Source organism: Candidatus Skiveiella danica, assembly GCF_022705245.1.
Lineage (GTDB): Bacteria > Pseudomonadota > Gammaproteobacteria > Burkholderiales > Burkholderiaceae_C > Skiveiella > Skiveiella danica.
Genome location: NZ_JAKJEW010000031.1, coordinates 26,134 through 43,008, shown reverse-complemented (window position 1 = coordinate 43,008; position 16,875 = coordinate 26,134). Strand labels below are relative to the sequence as shown.

General features: G+C 66.6%; 13 protein-coding genes. 6 read left to right on the top strand and 7 right to left on the bottom strand.

The window, feature by feature from the left end; genetic code table 11:
* Both dnaJ and ACMUOY_RS16015 read left to right on the top strand, forming a co-directional pair.
* A partial coding sequence (gene dnaJ / locus ACMUOY_RS16020) for a molecular chaperone DnaJ (RefSeq protein ID WP_413893737.1) occupies nucleotides 1-1,125 on the top strand: 1,125 nt, incomplete at its 5' end.
* Between the two features lie 33 nt (nucleotides 1,126-1,158).
* Nucleotides 1,159-2,523, top strand: coding sequence for an MBL fold metallo-hydrolase RNA specificity domain-containing protein (locus tag ACMUOY_RS16015; protein ID WP_413893736.1), 1,365 nt, complete (start codon nucleotides 1,159-1,161; stop codon nucleotides 2,521-2,523).
* Nucleotides 2,524-2,617: 94 nt separating this feature from the next.
* Here the strand turns inward: ACMUOY_RS16015 and ACMUOY_RS16010 are convergent, their stop codons facing one another.
* Together ACMUOY_RS16010 and ACMUOY_RS16005 are read right to left on the bottom strand one after the other, a co-directional pair.
* Nucleotides 2,618-4,294, bottom strand: a complete 1,677-nt coding sequence (locus ACMUOY_RS16010; protein ID WP_413893735.1) for a formate--tetrahydrofolate ligase — start codon at nucleotides 4,292-4,294, stop codon at nucleotides 2,618-2,620.
* A gap of 61 nt (nucleotides 4,295-4,355) precedes the next feature.
* Complete coding sequence (locus ACMUOY_RS16005) at nucleotides 4,356-5,441, bottom strand: PA0069 family radical SAM protein (RefSeq protein WP_413893734.1); 1,086 nt, start codon at nucleotides 5,439-5,441, stop codon at nucleotides 4,356-4,358.
* Between the two features lie 78 nt (nucleotides 5,442-5,519).
* On the opposite strand from ACMUOY_RS16005, the gene earP reads away from it, so the two are divergent.
* The 3 genes from earP to ACMUOY_RS15990 all read left to right on the top strand — a co-directional run bounded on the left by earP (nucleotide 5,520) and on the right by ACMUOY_RS15990 (nucleotide 8,339).
* A complete protein-coding gene (gene earP, locus ACMUOY_RS16000) occupies nucleotides 5,520-6,686 on the top strand; it encodes an elongation factor P maturation arginine rhamnosyltransferase EarP (RefSeq protein ID WP_413893733.1) in 1,167 nt (388 codons plus the stop codon).
* Between the two features lie 112 nt (nucleotides 6,687-6,798).
* On the top strand, nucleotides 6,799-7,353 hold the full coding sequence (gene efp / locus ACMUOY_RS15995; protein WP_413893732.1) for an elongation factor P: 555 nt from the start codon (nucleotides 6,799-6,801) through the stop codon (nucleotides 7,351-7,353).
* Nucleotides 7,354-7,460: 107 nt separating this feature from the next.
* On the top strand, nucleotides 7,461-8,339 hold the full coding sequence (locus tag ACMUOY_RS15990; RefSeq protein ID WP_413893731.1) for a TIGR00730 family Rossman fold protein: 879 nt from the start codon (nucleotides 7,461-7,463) through the stop codon (nucleotides 8,337-8,339).
* 96 nt (nucleotides 8,340-8,435) lie between these two features.
* Here ACMUOY_RS15990 and ACMUOY_RS15985 read toward each other — a convergent pair whose 3' ends face one another.
* The 4 genes from ACMUOY_RS15985 to ACMUOY_RS15970 form a co-directional block, all read right to left on the bottom strand.
* A complete protein-coding gene (locus ACMUOY_RS15985) occupies nucleotides 8,436-9,788 on the bottom strand; it encodes a chloride channel protein (RefSeq protein ID WP_413893730.1) in 1,353 nt (450 codons plus the stop codon).
* Nucleotides 9,789-9,974: 186 nt separating this feature from the next.
* Nucleotides 9,975-10,463, bottom strand: coding sequence for a MarR family winged helix-turn-helix transcriptional regulator (locus tag ACMUOY_RS15980; protein WP_413893729.1), 489 nt, complete (start codon nucleotides 10,461-10,463; stop codon nucleotides 9,975-9,977).
* Between the two features lie 132 nt (nucleotides 10,464-10,595).
* Nucleotides 10,596-11,393 (bottom strand): trehalose-phosphatase, encoded by a 798-nt coding sequence (gene otsB / locus ACMUOY_RS15975; protein ID WP_413893728.1) that lies wholly within the window; start codon nucleotides 11,391-11,393, stop codon nucleotides 10,596-10,598.
* Nucleotide 11,394: 1 nt separating this feature from the next.
* Nucleotides 11,395-13,737: an alpha,alpha-trehalose-phosphate synthase (UDP-forming) gene (locus ACMUOY_RS15970; RefSeq protein WP_413893727.1), complete on the bottom strand. Its 2,343-nt coding sequence runs from the start codon at nucleotides 13,735-13,737 to the stop codon at nucleotides 11,395-11,397.
* A 130-nt stretch (nucleotides 13,738-13,867) separates the two neighbouring features.
* On the opposite strand from ACMUOY_RS15970, the gene ACMUOY_RS15965 reads away from it, so the two are divergent.
* Nucleotides 13,868-15,685 carry a glycoside hydrolase family 15 protein gene (locus ACMUOY_RS15965; RefSeq protein ID WP_413893726.1) on the top strand — a complete coding sequence of 606 codons (1,818 nt, stop codon included), beginning with the start codon at nucleotides 13,868-13,870 and terminating at the stop codon, nucleotides 15,683-15,685.
* Between the two features lie 8 nt (nucleotides 15,686-15,693).
* On the opposite strand, the gene ACMUOY_RS15960 is transcribed toward ACMUOY_RS15965, so the two are convergent.
* Nucleotides 15,694-16,875: an MFS transporter gene (locus ACMUOY_RS15960; protein WP_413893739.1), complete on the bottom strand. Its 1,182-nt coding sequence runs from the start codon at nucleotides 16,873-16,875 to the stop codon at nucleotides 15,694-15,696.

Genomic DNA, 16,875 nt, shown 5'->3' with positions numbered 1-16,875 from the left:
GACTTTTACGAAATTCTGGGCGTTCCGAAAAACGCGTCGGACGAGGAAATCAAGAAGGCCTATCGCAAGCTGGCGATGAAGCACCACCCTGACCGCAACCAGGGTGAAACATCCAAGGCGGCCGAGGTCAAGTTCAAGGAGGCCAAAGAGGCCTACGAGATGCTGAGCGACCCGCAGAAGCGCGCGGCCTACGACCAGCACGGCCACGCCGGCGTCGACCCCAACATGCGCGGCGGCCCCGGCGCAGAAGGCTTCGGCGGCTTTGCCGAGGCTTTTGGTGACATCTTCGGCGACGTCTTCGGGGGCGGGCGCCGCGGCCACGGCGGCGGACGTCAGGTGTATCGCGGCTCCGACCTGTCGTACGCGATGGAAGTCACGTTGGAGGAAGCGGCCAACGGCAAGGATGCGCAGATCCGCATCCCCAGCTGGGACGACTGCGAGACCTGCCACGGCACCGGCGCCAAGCCCGGTACCAAGCCCATCACCTGCACCACCTGCCACGGCGCAGGTGCGGTGCAGATGCGCCAGGGCTTCTTCAGCGTGCAGCAGACCTGCCCGCAATGCCAGGGCAAGGGCAAGATCATCCCCGAGCCCTGCACCAGCTGCCACGGCCAGGGCAAGATCAAGAAGCAGAAGACGCTGGAAGTGAAGATCCCCGCCGGCATCGACGACGGCATGCGCATCCGCAGCACCGGCAATGGCGAACCCGGCACCAACGGCGGCCCGCCCGGCGACCTCTACATCGAGATCCGCCTGAAGAAGCACGACATCTTCGAGCGTGACGGCGACGACCTGCACTGCCAGGTGCCGCTGAGCTTCACCACCGCCGCGCTTGGCGGCGAGATCGAGGTGCCGACGCTGGCCGGCAAGGCCGCCATCGACATCCCCGAAGGCACGCAGGCCGGCAAGCAGTTTCGCCTGCGCGGCAAGGGCATCAAGGGTGTGCGCTCCAGCTACCCCGGCGATCTGTACTGCCACGTCTCGATCGAGACCCCGGTCAAGCTCACCGAGCACCAGCGCAAACTGCTGAAGGACCTGGAAGAGTCGCTGAAAAAAGGTGGCGCCAAGCATTCACCCACGGGCAGCAGCTGGACCGACCGGCTCAAGAGCTTCTTCAGCGGCTGATCAGGAAGAAACGCTCATGGGTATCATGAATCCATGAGCGTCAACATCACTTTTCTGGGCGGCGCGGACACCGTCACCGGCTCGCGTTTTCTGGTCCGGCACGACGGGCACAGCCTCCTAGTCGACTGCGGGCTGTTCCAGGGCTACAAGCAGCTGCGCCTGCGCAACTGGCGACCCCTGCCGGTGGTGCCCGGCCAGATCCACGCCGTCATCCTGACCCACGCCCACCTGGACCACAGCGGCTACCTGCCGGTGCTGGTGCGCGAAGGCTTTCACGGACGGGTGCACGCCACCGCCGGCACGCGCGACCTCTGCGGCATCCTTCTGCCCGACAGCGGCCACATCCAGGAAGAAGACGCCGCCTTCGCCAACCGGCACGGCTTTTCGAAACACACACCGGCGCTGCCGCTGTACACACGCCGCGATGCGCTGGACTGCCTGGGCCGGATCCACGCGGAGCCTTTCGGCCAGACCTTCCAGCCCATTCGCGGCTGGAGGGCCACCTTCACGCCCGCCGGCCACATCCTGGGCGCGGCCAGCCTGCTTCTGGAAGTGGCCGGGCACCGCATCCTGTTCTCGGGCGACCTCGGTCGCCCCGATGACCTGCTGATGAACCCGCCGGCCGACCCGCCGGCCGCCGACACGGTGCTGATCGAGTCCACCTACGGCGACCGCCTGCACCCCCAGGAAGACCTGCTGGCCGAATTCGGCCCCGCGCTGCAGCGGCTGGCTGCGCGCGGGGGCGTGGCGGTCGTGCCGGTGTTCGCCGTGGGGCGAGCGCAGGCCGTGCTGCATGCCATCGCGCAGCTCAAGGCCAAAGGCGCCATCCCGCGCGGCCTGCCGGTGTTCCTGGACAGCCCGATGGCCGTCCACACTACAAACCTGTTCAACCAGCACCCGGACGACCACCGGCTGAGCGCGCGCGCGGCGCAGGCCATGGCGCATGCCGCCACCATGATCGAAACGCCGGAGCAATCCAAGGCCCTTGCCAACCGGCACGGGCCCATGGTGATCCTGGCCGCGAGCGGCATGGCCACCGGCGGCCGGGTGCTGCACCATCTGGCGCTGTACGCCGGCAACCGGCGCAACATGGTCATCCTGACCGGCTACCAGAGCCCGGGCACTCGCGGCGCCCGCCTTGCCGCCGGCGAAAGTCCGGTGCGCATCCACGGCAAAGAGGTTGAGGTGGCCGCCGAAGTGGTGCAACTCCAGTCGGCCTCAGCCCACGCCGACGCCAACCAGCTGCTCGACTGGCTACGCAAGATGCGAGGCGCCCCAGACCAGGTCTATGTGGTGCACGGCGACATGGCCGCCTCCGATGCGTTGCGCCAGCGCATTGAGCACGAGCTGAAATGGCGCGCCATCGTGCCCGAGCACGGCGCGACCTGGCCGGTGTGAGGTTGTGAGGGTGTGAAGTGACCCGCCGGGTCCGCAGGCCGGATTGAATTCGGATGCCCCTGCGCACGCCGCCACAACATGCGCTGCCGGCTGGTTAAAACAAGCCCGAAATCCGCCCCTCGTCGTCGATGTCGATACGCGAGGACGCCGGCTCTCTGGGCAGGCCCGGCATGGTCAGGATGTCGCCGCAGATCATCACCACGAATTCCGCCCCCGCGGCAAGGCGGACGTCGCGAATATTCACCATGTGGCCGCTGGGCGCGCCGCGCCGTTTAGGGTCGGTCGAGAACGAATACTGCGTCTTGGCCACACAGACCGGGTAGTGGCCGTAGCCCTCCTGCTGCAGGCGGGCAATCCGGGCCCGCACCGCCGAGTCGGCCGAAATGTCGGATGCGCCATAGATCTGCGTGGCAATCGCCTTCATCTTGTTCCACAGGCTGTCGGCGTCCTCGTAGACAAATCGCATCTGGGCCGTGCCGGACTCGGCCAGCCTGACCACCGCATGCGCCAGTTCCTCGGCACCGGCAGAGCCTTCGGCCCAATGGCGGGCCATCACCACCGGCACGCCCTGGCGCTCCATGTGCCTGCGCAACACCGCGAGTTCGGTCTTGGTGTCACTGGTGAAGTGATTCAACGCCACGACACAGGGCAGACCATGCCGATGGCGGATGTTCTCGATGTGCCGCTCCAGATTGGGCAGGCCCTTCTCCACCGCGGCCGGGTCGGGCGCCGCGAGGTCCTTCAGGTCCACGCCGCCGTGGTACTTGAGCGCGCGCAGCGTCGCCACGATCACCACGGCATCAGGCCGCAGCCCTGACTTGCGGCACTTGATGTCGATGAATTTCTCGGCCCCCAGGTCGGCACCGAAGCCCGCCTCGGTCACCACGTAGTCGCCCAGCTTCAGGGCCGCCTGGGTTGCGATGACGGGGTTGCAGCCATGCGCAATGTTGGCAAACGGTCCGCCGTGAATGATGGCCGGGTTGTTCTCCAGCGTCTGCACCAGGTTCGGCTTGATGGCATCCTTCAGCAGTGCCGCCATGGCCCCCTGGGCCTGCAGGTCGCTGGCGCGAATCGGGTCCAGATCGCGCGTGTAGCCGACGATGATCCGGGCCAGCCGCTCCTTCAGGTCGCGCCGCGAGGTGGCCAGGCAGAAGATCGCCATGACCTCGGACGCGACGACGATGTCGAAGCCGTCCTCGCGCGGAAAGCCATTGCCCGAGCCGCCAAGCGAGATCACGGTGGAGCGCAGCGCACGGTCGTTCATGTCGATGACGCGACGCCACACGATGCGCCGCAGGTCGAAGCCCAACGCATTGCCATGGTGGATGTGGTTGTCGATCAGCGCCGCCAGCAGGTTGTGGGCGAGCGCGATGGCGTTGAAATCACCTGTGAAGTGCAGGTTGATGTCTTCCATCGGGACCACCTGCGCATGGCCGCCGCCCGCGGCTCCACCTTTCATGCCGAACACTGGCCCCAGTGATGGCTCGCGCAGCGCGATCACGCAGCGCTTGCCGATGCGGTTCAGCGCGTCGCCCAGGCCCACCACGGTGGTGGTCTTGCCCTCGCCGGCCGGCGTCGGGCTGATCGCTGTCACGAGCACGAGCTTGCCGCTCGGCCCGCTATGCCGGTCCAGCCAGGCGAGGTCGATCTTGGCCTTGTAGTGCCCGTAAGGCTCCAGCGCCGAAGCGGGAATCCCGAGACGCTCCTGCGCCAAGGGCAAGACGGGTTTGAGCGTTGCCGCCTGGGCGATCTGGATATCGGAAAGAGCCATCCGGGGGTCCGTTGGGTAGCTTGTCGAGGACGCCATTGTCATCCGGCTGGCGCTTGTTGCCTCAGAACAACCGGCCCTGCCCCCCAAGGGCCGCGGGCCGGAACTGGCTCATGTCCAGCACCGTCGGCTGATCGCCGTAGCCCAGGCGGGCGCAGGTTTTCTCGAAGCGCTGGCGCAGCAGGTCGGCCCAGACGCCATGGCCTTTCATGCGCGTGGAAAAGTCGGCCTCGTAGGCGCGTCCGTCGCGCATCTCACGCACCCGGGCCAGCACGCGCTGCGCGCGCTCGGGGGCGTGCAGGGCCAGCCACTGGCGAAACAGCGGCTCCACCTCCCACGGAAGGCGCAGCACGGTGTAGAAAGCGCGGCGCGCGCCGGCCTCCCAGGCGGCTTCGAGCACCTGCTCCATGTCGGTGTTGAGAAACGGAATCTGCGGCGCCACGCTCACGCCCACGGGCACACCCGCATCCGCCAGCGCGCGGATCGTGCGCAGGCGGCGCCAGGGCGCCGCGGCGCGCGGCTCCAGGCGGCGCGAAAGCTGCGCATCCAGCGTGGTGACGGTCACGTACACCGCGGCCAGGCCCATCGCGGCCATGGGGGCAATGAGGTCCAGGTCGCGTTCCACGCCGCTGCCCTTGGTGATCAGCGAAAACGGGTGGCGGGTCTCCTGCAGCACCGCGATCACGGCGCGGGTCAGGCGCAGCTCGCGCTCCGCCGGCTGGTAGCAGTCGGTGGCGGAGCCCAGGTTGAGCCGGCGCGGACGGTAGCGCGGTGCGGCCAGCTCGCACCGAAGTACCTCGGCGAGGTTGCGCTTGGCAATGATCTTCGTCTCGAAGTCCAACCCGGGCGACAGGTTCAGGTAGCTGTGCGTGGGCCGGGCGTAGCAATAGCTGCAGCCATTCTCGCAGCCGCGGTAGGGGTTGATGGAGAAGTCGAAGTCGATGTCGGGTGAGTCGTTGCGGGCGATGGCGGATTTCACGTCTTCGAAGATCACCTGCGTGGGCACGGCGGAAGCGGCGCCATTGTCGGCGTCGGTCGTCGGCCAGTCGTCGTCGAAGGCCTCGCGCACGTCCCTGGCAAATCGGTGCGCCAGCCGCGTGGCAGCACCGCGGCCTTTGATGGCGTTGAGCGGGAGCTTGAACTCGGACATGGCGCGGCTTGAACAACTGTTTATTTATCCAGTGTATCGGGAATTGGTGCCGGGCGCGTGGGTGGGACAATCCGCCGCATGCCGACCGCCCCGTCCTCCCCCCTCCTGCTTTGGGACCTCTTCTGCCAGGTGATCGATAACCACGGCGACCTCGGTGTGTGCTGGCGTCTGGCCGCGCAGCTGGCGGCGCGCGGCCAGCGCGTGCGGCTGTGGGTGGACGATGCCCGTGCCCTGGCCTGGATGGCGCCGGGCGCAGTGGAAGGCCACCTCGCGGGCATTCAGGTGCTGCCGTGGACGCGGCCGTTTCACGCGGGTATGCCACCCGAAGCCATGGCGCAGCTGCCGCGCGCCGACGTGTGGATCGAGGCCTTCGGTTGTGAAATTGCATCTGAATTCATAGCATTCCAACGCCATTCGACGCTGGGAAATGGCCAGAATCGTTCAACAGACCCCGTCTGGATCAACCTGGAGTACCTCTCGGCCGAGCCCTACGTGGAACGCTGCCACGGCCTGCCCTCGCCGGTGATGCACGGCCCTGGACAGGGACTGACGCGCCATTTCTTCTACCCTGGCTTCACGCCGCGCACCGGCGGGCTGCTGCGCGAGAGGGACCTGGCCGCGCGCCAGGCCGCGTTCGACCGGGCCGGCTGGCTGGCCGCGCTCGGCGTGCAGGCTGGCGGCGAGCGCCTGTTGTCGCTGTTCTGCTACGAACCGCCGGCGCTGGCGCCCTGGCTGGCCCATCTGGCGGCCGATGCGACCCCCACCCGGCTGCTGGTGACCCATGGACGGGCTGCGGAGGCGGTCAATTCCATTTTCAAGAACGAAAATGGCCACATCCCATCGTCAATGGGTCATTCTTCGCTATCGATTTCATACCTCCCGGCGCTCACCCAGGTCGACTACGACCACCTGCTGTGGGCCTGCGACCTCAATTTCGTGCGCGGCGAGGACTCGTTGGTGCGCGCCCTGTGGGCGGGCCGGCCCTTGATCTGGCAGATCTACCCGCAGGATGACGGCGCGCACCATGCCAAGCTCGAAGCCTTCCTGGACTGGCTCGATGCACCCGCCTCTTTGCGGCAGTTTCACAGGACCTGGAACGGCATCGCCGACACCGCAGGCGCCCGCTCGCCGAGCACGCCGGAACTGAACGCCTGGGACGCTTGCGCGCGCGCGGCGCGCGAGCGGCTGTTCACGCAGGACGACCTGGCCACCCAGTTGCTGGGCTTTGTTGGAAAAAAACGTTAAAATCCAAGGCTTTGCAGAATTTCGGCGGGCTGGGCCCGACGCCTGCCGCCACCGCCGCATCCGCCGTGTAGATTTTCCTACCGGGGCAGCGACCCAACCCTCTGGAACCACTATGAAAATCGCTCAAGAAATCCGCGCCGGCAACGTGATCATGCACGGCAAGGACCCGATGGTCGTCCTCAAGACCGAATACAGCCGCGGCGGCCGCAACTCCGCCACGGTGCGCATGAAGCTCAAGAGCCTGATCGCCAACTTCGGCACGGAAGTCGTGTTCAAGGCGGACGACAAGATGGACCAGGTCATCCTGGACAAGAAGGAGTGCACCTACTCCTACTTCGCCGACCCGATGTACGTCTGCATGGACGCCGACTACAACCAGTACGAAGTCGAGGCCGAGAACATGGGCGACGCCCTGAACTACCTCGAAGACGGCATGGCCGTGGAAGTGGTGTTCTACGACGGCAAAGCCATCTCGGTCGAACTGCCCACCAGCGTCGAGCGCGAAATCACCTGGACCGAGCCCGCCGTCAAAGGCGACACCTCCGGCAAGGTGCTCAAGCCCGCCAAGATCGCCACTGGTTTCGAAGTGCCGGTGCCGCTGTTCGTCTCTCAGGGCGACAAGATCGAAATCGACACCCGCACCGGCGAATATCGCAAGCGCGTCTGAGCCTGGCGCCGGCCCGCCCCGAAAAAGGCTCCGCAGGGAGCCTTTTTCATTGGCAAGACGCTTGCCCTATGCTCCCCGTCAATCCTTTCCTCTCCGAGACACACGCCATGGAAACCAATCAGGACATCCAAGTCAGCCGCCTGGCCGAGGCCTGGGCCGAACTGCAGGCGCACGCCGCCACCGGCCAGCCGCTGGAGCCCGATGCGTACCGGCTCGCCTTTGCAGACCCCGAATTCCTGCTGCGCCGCGAAACCCGCGGCCTGCGCATCCAGCTGGAGATGCTCAAACCCGACCTGGACCAGGCCGCGGCGGGCATCGAGAACACCATCGTCGTCTTCGGCAGCGCGCGTTTTCCTGCCCCCGACGACGCCGAAGCGGCGCTGACCGCCGCGCTGGCCAGCGGCGACCCGAAGGACCTTGAAAAGGCCCGCCGGGGCCAACGCAATGCCCGCCACTACGCACTGGCGCGCGAATTTGCCCGGCTGGTGGCCACCGACAGCCTGAACCTGCCACCCGAGGAGCGCCTGTACATCTGCACCGGCGGTGGCCCCGGCATCATGGAAGCCGCCACACGCGGCGCGCGCGACGTGGGCGCGCCGTCAGTGGCGCTGAACATCGCGCTGCCGCACGAGCAGTCGGCCAACCCTTACGTCACGCCGCACCTGAGCTTCAAGTTCCACTACTTCGCGATGCGCAAGATGCACTTCATGATGCGCGCCAAGGCGCTGGTGGCCTTCCCCGGTGGCTTCGGCACGCTGGACGAGCTGTTCGAGGTGGTGACCCTGGTACAGACCAAGAAAGCCAAGCCGGTGCCGATCATCCTGTTCGGCTCCGACTACTGGAAGCGGCTGATCAACATGGACGTGCTGGTGGAGGAAGGCGCCATCTCGCCGGAAGACCTGAACCTCTTCCAGTACGTCGACGATCCTCAGGAAGCCTGGGACATCATCCGCGACTTCTACGCGCTGGCAGCGCGGGCGGGATAGGACTTCCTGGCACCAGGGGCTGCGGTTATTGTGGAATTTGAGCCGGAAACATGCGCGAACGCCTTTGCGGGCTACGTTGCCATCCACCGGTTGAGCTCATCTGGCGATGCGAAGCTCAGCGTCTGATTCCGTACGACTGGGCGGCACGGGCAGCAGGGCAGCCAGTTCGAAGTACATGGACCGGGTCACCAGGCGGGCCACGCCACTGGCCAACAGGGCACAGGCCATCAGGCTCAGAACCATGGCGTTTCCGGCCACCATTTCCATCACGATGATGAAGGCGGTGATCGGCCCCTGGGTGGTTGCGGCAAGAAAACCCGCCATGCCCAGCGCAATCAGGGGGATGGCCGCTTCCGGCCCTACACCGGTCAGCAAGGCGACGTCCTGACCGATGCCCGCGCCAATCGCGAGTGAGGGCGCAAACACGCCGGCCGGCACACCGGTCCAGCTGGACAGCCAGGTGGCGCAGAACTTCAGCACCGTATAGACACCCGGCAGGTCCGCATGCCCTTCGAGCAAAGCCCGGGTCGGCGCATAGCCGGCGCCTGCCGTGGCGCCCTGCGTCACGATGCCAATGATGGCCACGCCCAAGGCACAGGCTGCAGCGAAGCGCAGTGGATAGAGGCTGCGCCAGCGACTGAATCGATCCGGAAGCCCCTGCGCGCAAACGATCATCAGACGGGAAAACAACCCGCCGGCCAGGCCCGCAACCAGCGCCACCAGCAAGCCCGGCCCCAGCAAACTCCAGGAGAGCGCCTGCACCCGCAGGCGGCCAAAGTAGGTCTCGTTGCCGAACACGGACACGGCCACAAGGCCGGCCAGCACAATGCTGACGATCACCAGCGAGCTTTGAGACATGCTGCGCCGTCGGGACAGTTGCTCCAGCGCGAAGATGACGCCACCCAGCGGGGTGTTGAAGGCGGCCGCAATTCCCGCTGCAGCCCCAGCCACCATCAGATCGTGTGAGTCCAGACCGGATTGCGGCGACAGCCAGCGCCGGGCATGCCCCATGACACCCGCACCGACCTGGACCGTCGGGCCTTCGCGGCCAATCGACAAACCGGCCAGCAGGCCGCCCGAGACCAGCCCGATCTTGTGCAGGGACAGCCGCAGCGAGACCAGCCAGCTTCGCTGGGCGTGATCAAGGTTGTCGTCGAGCGCGCGCACCACCTGCGGAATGCCCGAACCCATGGCGCCCGGAACAAACCGGCGGGTCCACCACAGCAGCACGACGGTCAGCGCCGGTGTCCACAAAAGCGAAATGTATTTCGCGTAAACGCTCGCTTGCGTCAGCGCGGCAAAGCCATGGGTGGCCGCTTCAGCCAGCAATGTGAAGCCGACCACGATCAATCCGGTCAGCGCCGCATAGGCAAGGACGATGCCCCGATCGATCCAAGGGCGGACGGACGAAAGTTCCGCGCCCAGCTTTCGCCAGAACTCCGGGTCCATGTCGCGCACCGGCCGCCAGGATCGCTGTAAACGCAGCCACGCGGCGCGCATCGTTCTGACGGTATTGCGAGGCGACAGGCGGCCGGATCCTCTTTGGGGTAGCGACATCAAGACGGCTGCGGGTTCATTGTTCGTCGAGAGGGGCTCAAGGGTGGCCTGCTCATCTGAATCCTGCAAGTGTTCGGTTCAGAGCTCGGCCAATGGAATTCCGCCGGCTTCTTCATCGGCTTTCAGCAGGCCGATGAGTTGCCCCAGGTCTTGATCCAGACGCTGCAAGGTTCGCTGTGGCAACTTGCCCAGTGCCATGGGTAGAACGCCTTCAAAGGGACCGGAGACTTGTCCCAGCACGGCCAGACCAGCCGGCAGGATTTCCAGGTGCACGTTGCGCCGGTCACCCGAGGAGCGGCTCAGGCTGATCAGCTCCTTGCGCAGCAAGGTCTTGATGAGGTTGCTGGCGGTGGACTGGTGGATGTCCATGCTCTTCGCGACCCCCCCCATGCCGATGCCCGGGTGGTCCTTGACCACACTCAGCGCCCAGACCTGCGCACCACCCAGGCCGACCTGTTTTTCAACTTGCTGGAAGTGGGTGCGAACAGCGTTGAAAACCACCCGGAAGCGGCGCAGCACCTGCGCCGTGTTGGCGGGATCGACGGGATTTGGGTCAACTGGTTTCATGATGGGATGGATCGAAAAAAAGGAGCCCCGAAGGGCTCCGAACTCGAGTAGCTGACCTCGATCCCCACAACCCGGTCAACCTGATTATTATATTTGCACAAATGCACATGGCGATCAGGTATTACCCTTGATTCACGAAGCGTCGATCCGTGCCAGCAGCACCAGCATGCGCTCCAGCAGCATGGCCATCTCGGCAGGACTGTCGAGAAAGTATCGGGCCCGTGAAGCCGGATGGTCCCGCCCGATGCGCACCGTCAGCCAGTCTGGTGGCGCCGAGACAAACACGGGTTCGTCATTCACGTCGTCGCCGGCGAATATCGCACTGGCGGCGCCGCACCGCGCCACCAGCGCATGCACGGCGTCTGCCTTGTCTGGCGCGTCCGGCGCCATGACGTTGACCACCATTTTTCCTGCAAAGACCTGCACCGACAGGCCCGGCTGCGCGAGGACTTCCAGGATGAGCATGGGCGCGCGCGCCTGCTCGCGCGCCAGGCGGTAGTGCAACGCGATGGACTGCCCTTTGTCTTCAATGCCGACACCCGCTGCCGCCAGGTCAGCGCCGCGCGTGCGCAGCAGGTCACGCACGGGATTCAACGCCCCTGCGCGCGCGGCGGCAGCGCTGGCATCCAGCCCGTCTTCTGCCCCGTGGCTGCCGACAATGAAGCGCGGCTCAAATCCGAGCCGGCCCCGCACATCCGCCACGGCCCGGCCCGTCACGATCGCCACGGGCAATTGTGCCGCCAGGCTCTTGAGTCGCGCCGAAACGGCCTGCGAGATTCGGGCGTCGTCGGGCCGGGCCACGATGGGTGCCAGGGTGCCGTCGAAATCGAAGGCGAGCAGCGGCCGGCGCAGCAGGGTTGCCGCCAGTGCAACTTCTCCCGCCGGCGTGAAAAGATGCTGCATCCCGCCAGGCGCCTTTCTCAGGGGCATCTCAGTCTGCGCCCGAGCGCCGCACCCGCGCCTCGATGCGCGCCCGCAGGCGCCAGCGCCCGGCGTCGGCCAGCATGCGACCTGCCCAGCGGAACACATTGAACTCGCGCACCGTGCTGCGCAGGCTGGCCATGCGTTCGCGCTGCTCCCCCACCGGCATGGTGGCCGCCCGGTGCAGGGCATCGGCGGTCTCTTCCACGTGATAAGGATTCACGATCAACGCTTCTGAGAGTTCACGCGCCGCGCCGGCAAAGCGGCTGAGCAGCAGGACCCCCTGCAGGTCGTCGCGGGCGGCGACGAATTCCTTGCAGACGAGGTTCATGCCGTCATGCAGGCTGGTCACCACGCAGATGTTGGCAGCGCGAAAGAGCTCGAACACGGCGTCGTGCTCATGGTGTTGTGCCAGCAGGTGCACCGGCTGGTAACCGGGCCGGCCAAAGCGCTCGTTGATGCGCTCAGACGTCCGCTGCACACGCTCCTGGAAGCTACGGTACTCGTCCAGCGCGCCCCGGGTCGGCGCGGCCACCTGCACGAACACAAAGCGGCCGATCCACGACGGCCATTTCTCCAGCAGCCGCTCCACCGCGTTCAGTCGCTCCAGAATCCCTTTGGTGTAGTCGAAGCGGTCCACGCCCACCGCCAGACAGACGTCGACCGGCAACTCCAGCCACTCGATCACGCGGCGGCGGCATGCCTCCACTGGCGCCCAGCCCGCCACCTCGGCCTCGTCCGGCCATTCAATCGAGATCGGATAGCTCTCGACCAGGGTTTCCTTTTCCTGGAAGGCGATGGTCGAATGTTCGTGCTCGATCCTCGCCTCCAGGTAGCGGTCCACGGTCTCGATGAAATTCTTGCAGTGGAAACGGGTATGAAACCCGAGGATCGTGCTGCCCAGCATGCCCTGCAGGATTTCGCGGCGCCAAGGGCAGATGCCGAACGACTCCGGGTTGGGCCAGGGAATGTGCCAGAAGGTCAGGATGGTGGCCTGGGGCAACTTCTCGCGGATCATCGCGGGCAGCAGCGCAAAGTGGTAGTCCTGCACCAGCACCACCGGGTCTTCGCCGCGCGCCTCGGCGATCACCGCGTCGGCAAAGCGCTGGTTGACCGCGCGGTAGGCCTCCCAGTCCGACTCCCGGAACACCGGCCGCACATGCGCCACATGGCACAGCGGCCACAGGCCTTCGTTGGCGAAGCCGTAGTAATAGCCCTGCTCTTCCTCCGGCGTCAGCCAGACCCGGCGCAACCAGTAGTCGTCCTGCCCGGGCGGCACCAGCACGCGGTCGCGCGCGTCCACCACGTCCCGGTCGGCGCTGCCGCTGCCATGGGCGATCCAGGTGCCCGAGCACGCCCGCATGACCGGCTCCACGGCGGTGACCAGCCCGCTGGCCGGCCGCTTGACGACCACACCGCTTTCGGAACGCTCGTGGATGTACGGCTCCCGGTTCGACACCACGATGACCTGGTCGCCGCTGAGCTGCGTGCGCAACAGCGCGCGCAGGCGATCCGCCGTCCACTCGGCCTCGGGGCCCTGGGAACGCCGGTATTCGTCCTCGAGGTCGCGCAGCCGGGCGCGCAGGTCAGCGGCAAACGGTGCCAGTTCCGGGGCGGGCATCAAAGGGCTGAGCAGGCCCTCGCCGCGCATGATGGCGCGCGCCCCATTGACCCAGCCGCGCCAGCTGAGCTGGGCGACAACCACCGTGATCACCGCGATGACGAATCCGAGTGCCGCAATCAGGCCGATCAGGTAGCGCCGCGTGTCCTGGCTGCGCCGGTCGATGAAGCTCAGATCGTGCAGCAGCACGAGTCGCCCGAGCAGCACCGGCGGCGCCTGAACCAGCTCTGCCGGCTGCTGTGCCTCGAGGGCGATGATGGCTTCGTCGGGCAGCACGCCGGGCGCTGGATCAACGGCCTGCGGGGCCACGGCCCGATGGCCCATCACATCATGTACACCGACCAGCACCTGCCCGCCGGTCAGCGCCAGGGTCGACTCGGCATGGCGGGACAGCTCCAGAGCCGCCACACAGGACAAACTGGATGGGAATCGGTCGGTCTTCTGCAGCAACTTGCCCTCGGGGCTGCACAGACCAATGGCAAAAAGCCGCTCGTCCTGCGACGTGCGGTCGAACAGGGACTGCAATCGGGCGACCTTGTTCGACAGCAAAGCCTCGGCCAGGGAATCCGAAAGCGCATTGGCTACGAGGGCGCCGCGGCTGTTCAGGTCGCGGCTGAACCAGCGCAGCGTGACCTGGTCCATCAGGGGTGCGGCCAAGTAAGCGGCCGCGATCAGCGTCGCCGCCAGCGGCAGCAGAAACCTCAGTTGCAGGCGGACCGTCTTCAAATTCATGGACGACGCGCCACCCCGAGGTCATGATGTGACGGTTTTGAAAGGTGCATCCGCTTTCCTTGTATATTTGTACAAATGTAACTCAACCCTCATTTTGCGCCTTGACGCTCCATCCCGGAAGGTTTCCTTCATGACCAACGCGCCCCCTCTACCCCGCCAGCCCGCGACACTGGAACTGGCACCCATCGGCAACTGCACGGTGAGCGCGTTGGTGGATCAGAGCGGCAGCATCGTCTGGTGCTGCATGCCGCGCTTCGACAGTTCGCCGGTGTTCGACGCCTTGCTGCAAAGTGCCCAAGGCCTGCCGCTGGATGGCGCCATGACCGTCGAACTGGAAAGTCTGGCCCGGATCGAACAAGCCTACGACCCCGGAACCGCCATCGTGCGCACCCGGTTGTGGGACGACAGCGGCAACGGGATCGAGACGGTGGACTTCGTGCCACGGTTCTTGACCCGTGACCGCGTCTTTCGTCCAGCGCAGCTGGTGCGGCGCGTGCGGCCGCTGGCCGGGCACCCGCGGGTGCGCTTCGTGGTGCGGCCCAATGGGGACTGGGGCGCCACCCTGCCGACACTGACCCGGGGCAGCCACCACCTGCGCTACAACCTGCCGGGGCTCACATTGCGCTTGAATACCAGCGTCCCGCTGACCTACCTGATCGACGGCACCTGGTTCACCCTGCAGGCGCCCGTCAGCCTGCTGCTTGGGCCCGACGAAACGCTGGCCGGAGGCATCGACGAGACGGCGCGCGAGTTCGAGGAGCAGACCGCGCTGTACTGGCGGCATTGGTCGCGCCGCCTGGCGGTGCCACTGGAGTGGCAGGACGCCGTGATCCGCGCGGCCATCACGCTCAAGCTCTGCCAATACGAGGAGACGGGCGCCATCGTCGCGGCCATGACGACCAGCATTCCCGAAGCGCCACACAGCGGGCGCAACTGGGACTACCGCTACTGCTGGCTGCGCGACGCTTTCTTTGTGGTGCGTGCGCTCAACAGCCTGGCCGAGGTCGGGACGATGGAGAGCTATCTGCAATGGCTGTACAACGTGGTGCGCGGGGCCGCAAGCGGGCACGTGCAGCCGCTCTACGGCATCGGGCTGGAACGCTCGCTGCCGGAATCGATCGTTGCGCACGCCAAGGGCTATCGCGGCATGGGCCCGGTGCGCGTGGGCAACCAGGCGCAGGAGCATTTTCAGCATGACGTCTATGGCAGCGTTGTACTCGGTGCCACCCAGGCCTTCCACGACCACCGGCTGCTGGTGCGCGGCGACAGGGCCGACTTTGCCGCCCTCGAGATGATGGGCGAGCAGGCCTGGCGCCTGCACGACCAGCCCGACGCCGGCATCTGGGAACTGCGTACCCGCGCGCGGGTGCACACCTCGTCGGCGCTGATGTGCTGGGCCGCCTGTGACCGGCTGGCTCGCATCGCCGTGGTGCTGGGCCTGCCGGTGCGCGCCAGCCTGTGGCACCAGCGGGCGGAAATCATTCGCGGCAACATCCTGCAGCACGCCTGGAGCCATGAACGCCAGGCCTTCGTCGAAAGCCTGGGCGGGCGCGACCTCGACGCCAGCGTGTTGCTGATGGCCGAGGTGGGTTTCCTGCCGCCGCAGGACCCGCGCTTCGTGAGCACGGTGCAGGCGCTGGAACATTCGCTGTGCGACGGCGCGTTCATGCGCCGCTACGAGGCCGAGGATGACTTTGGCCGGCCCCAGACCGCTTTCAACGTCTGCTCTTTCTGGCGCGTGGACGCGTTGGCCCGCATTGGCCGGCGCGAGCAGGCGCGCGAAGCCTTCGAGGCGCTGCTGGCGCGGCGCAACAAAATGGGCCTGCTCAGCGAAGACCTCGATCCCGCCACCGGTGAACTCTGGGGTAACTTTCCGCAGACCTATTCGATGGTCGGCATCATCAACGGCGCAGTACGCCTCTCGGCGCCCTGGGACACCGCGGTGTAAGTCGGGATTCAGCCAGCCGGTCTCGCCGTCTTCGGACGCAGCCGCCATGCCGGGCGCGTACCCGCACCGACCGCCGCACCGACCACCCAGAACACCCCGCTGACCCCGATCAGCGCGCCGGCCGCGCCGAACAGCAGCGGCATCATCACGCTGGAGGCATTGATCGTCATCAGCCGCAGACCCAGCGCTTCGCCCTGCCGATGCGGCGGTGTAATCTGGTGCAGGGTGCTCATGATCATGGGCTGCACCGAGCCCAGCGTCAGCCCGAGCAGCACCGAGCACAAGCCCATGGTCAGGGCCGAAGGCATCAGCGGGTAGACGGCAAAGATCAGCGCCGTGATCCCCATGGCCATTGAGACCACGACCCACTCCTTCAGGTGCGCCGCCAGCATCGGCAGAAACAGGCGGATCACTGCGGCGGCGATGGCAAAAGCGCCCAGGATCGTTCCGATCACCGACGCGCTGTAGCCGCGCTCATGGCCCAGGATCGGCACGACAAAGGTGTGCACGTCCCAGCAGGATGCGAGCAGCCAGTTCACCACCAGCAGGCGGCCCATCATGGGCTCGCGCAGAAGGTCGCGCACGCGCGATCTGGCGACCCCGGTCTTCGGCGCGACCGCAGGGAGCTCGCGGGTGTGACGCACCCAGAACCAGGTGGCCAGCGACAACACGGCCATCAGGGCAAACGCGGTCCGGTAGCCGGGCAATGAGCCGGCGCTCGGGCCCGCATGGTCGATCAGCAAGCCTGCAGCAAACGGCCCGATGAAGTTCGACACCGCCGGCCCGATCGACAGCCAGCCAAACACCTGCTTGAGCTGCGTCGGGTTGTCCGCCGCCCGCCCGACGTGGCGCTGCAGGGCGATCACGGCCACGCCGGCGGCACCGCCCGTCATCAGCGCGCTCAGGCACAGCACGGGATACACCGGAAAGGCCACCGCGAGCGCCGCACCCGAAAAGGCCATGCCCACGCTCCAGCGCACCGGCCGTCGCAGCCCATGGCGGTCGGCAAACCTCCCCGCCGGAAGCGCGAGGAACACCTGGGTCAGGGCAAAAAGGGCCAGCAACACCCCCACGGCCGCGGCACTGTAGCCCTGCTGCAGGGCCAGCAACGGTGCCGCCATGCGCATGCCGGCCATGCAGGCGTGCAGGCAGATCTGGCCGGCGATCAACCGGGCCAGCGGCGCGTTCAG

Coding starts and splice junctions, on each gene's coding strand:
- efp (WP_413893732.1), top strand. CDS start 6,799: ATGAAAATCGCTCAAGAAATCCGCGCCGGCAACGTGATCATGCACGGC.
- ACMUOY_RS15990 (WP_413893731.1), top strand. CDS start 7,461: ATGGAAACCAATCAGGACATCCAAGTCAGCCGCCTGGCCGAGGCCTGG.
- otsB (WP_413893728.1), bottom strand. CDS start 11,393: ATGCCCCTGAGAAAGGCGCCTGGCGGGATGCAGCATCTTTTCACGCCG.
- earP (WP_413893733.1), top strand. CDS start 5,520: ATGCCGACCGCCCCGTCCTCCCCCCTCCTGCTTTGGGACCTCTTCTGC.
- ACMUOY_RS16015 (WP_413893736.1), top strand. CDS start 1,159: ATGAGCGTCAACATCACTTTTCTGGGCGGCGCGGACACCGTCACCGGC.
- ACMUOY_RS15970 (WP_413893727.1), bottom strand. CDS start 13,737: ATGAATTTGAAGACGGTCCGCCTGCAACTGAGGTTTCTGCTGCCGCTG.
- ACMUOY_RS15985 (WP_413893730.1), bottom strand. CDS start 9,788: ATGGACCCGGAGTTCTGGCGAAAGCTGGGCGCGGAACTTTCGTCCGTC.
- ACMUOY_RS15965 (WP_413893726.1), top strand. CDS start 13,868: ATGACCAACGCGCCCCCTCTACCCCGCCAGCCCGCGACACTGGAACTG.
- ACMUOY_RS16005 (WP_413893734.1), bottom strand. CDS start 5,441: ATGTCCGAGTTCAAGCTCCCGCTCAACGCCATCAAAGGCCGCGGTGCT.
- ACMUOY_RS15980 (WP_413893729.1), bottom strand. CDS start 10,463: ATGAAACCAGTTGACCCAAATCCCGTCGATCCCGCCAACACGGCGCAG.
- ACMUOY_RS16010 (WP_413893735.1), bottom strand. CDS start 4,294: ATGGCTCTTTCCGATATCCAGATCGCCCAGGCGGCAACGCTCAAACCC.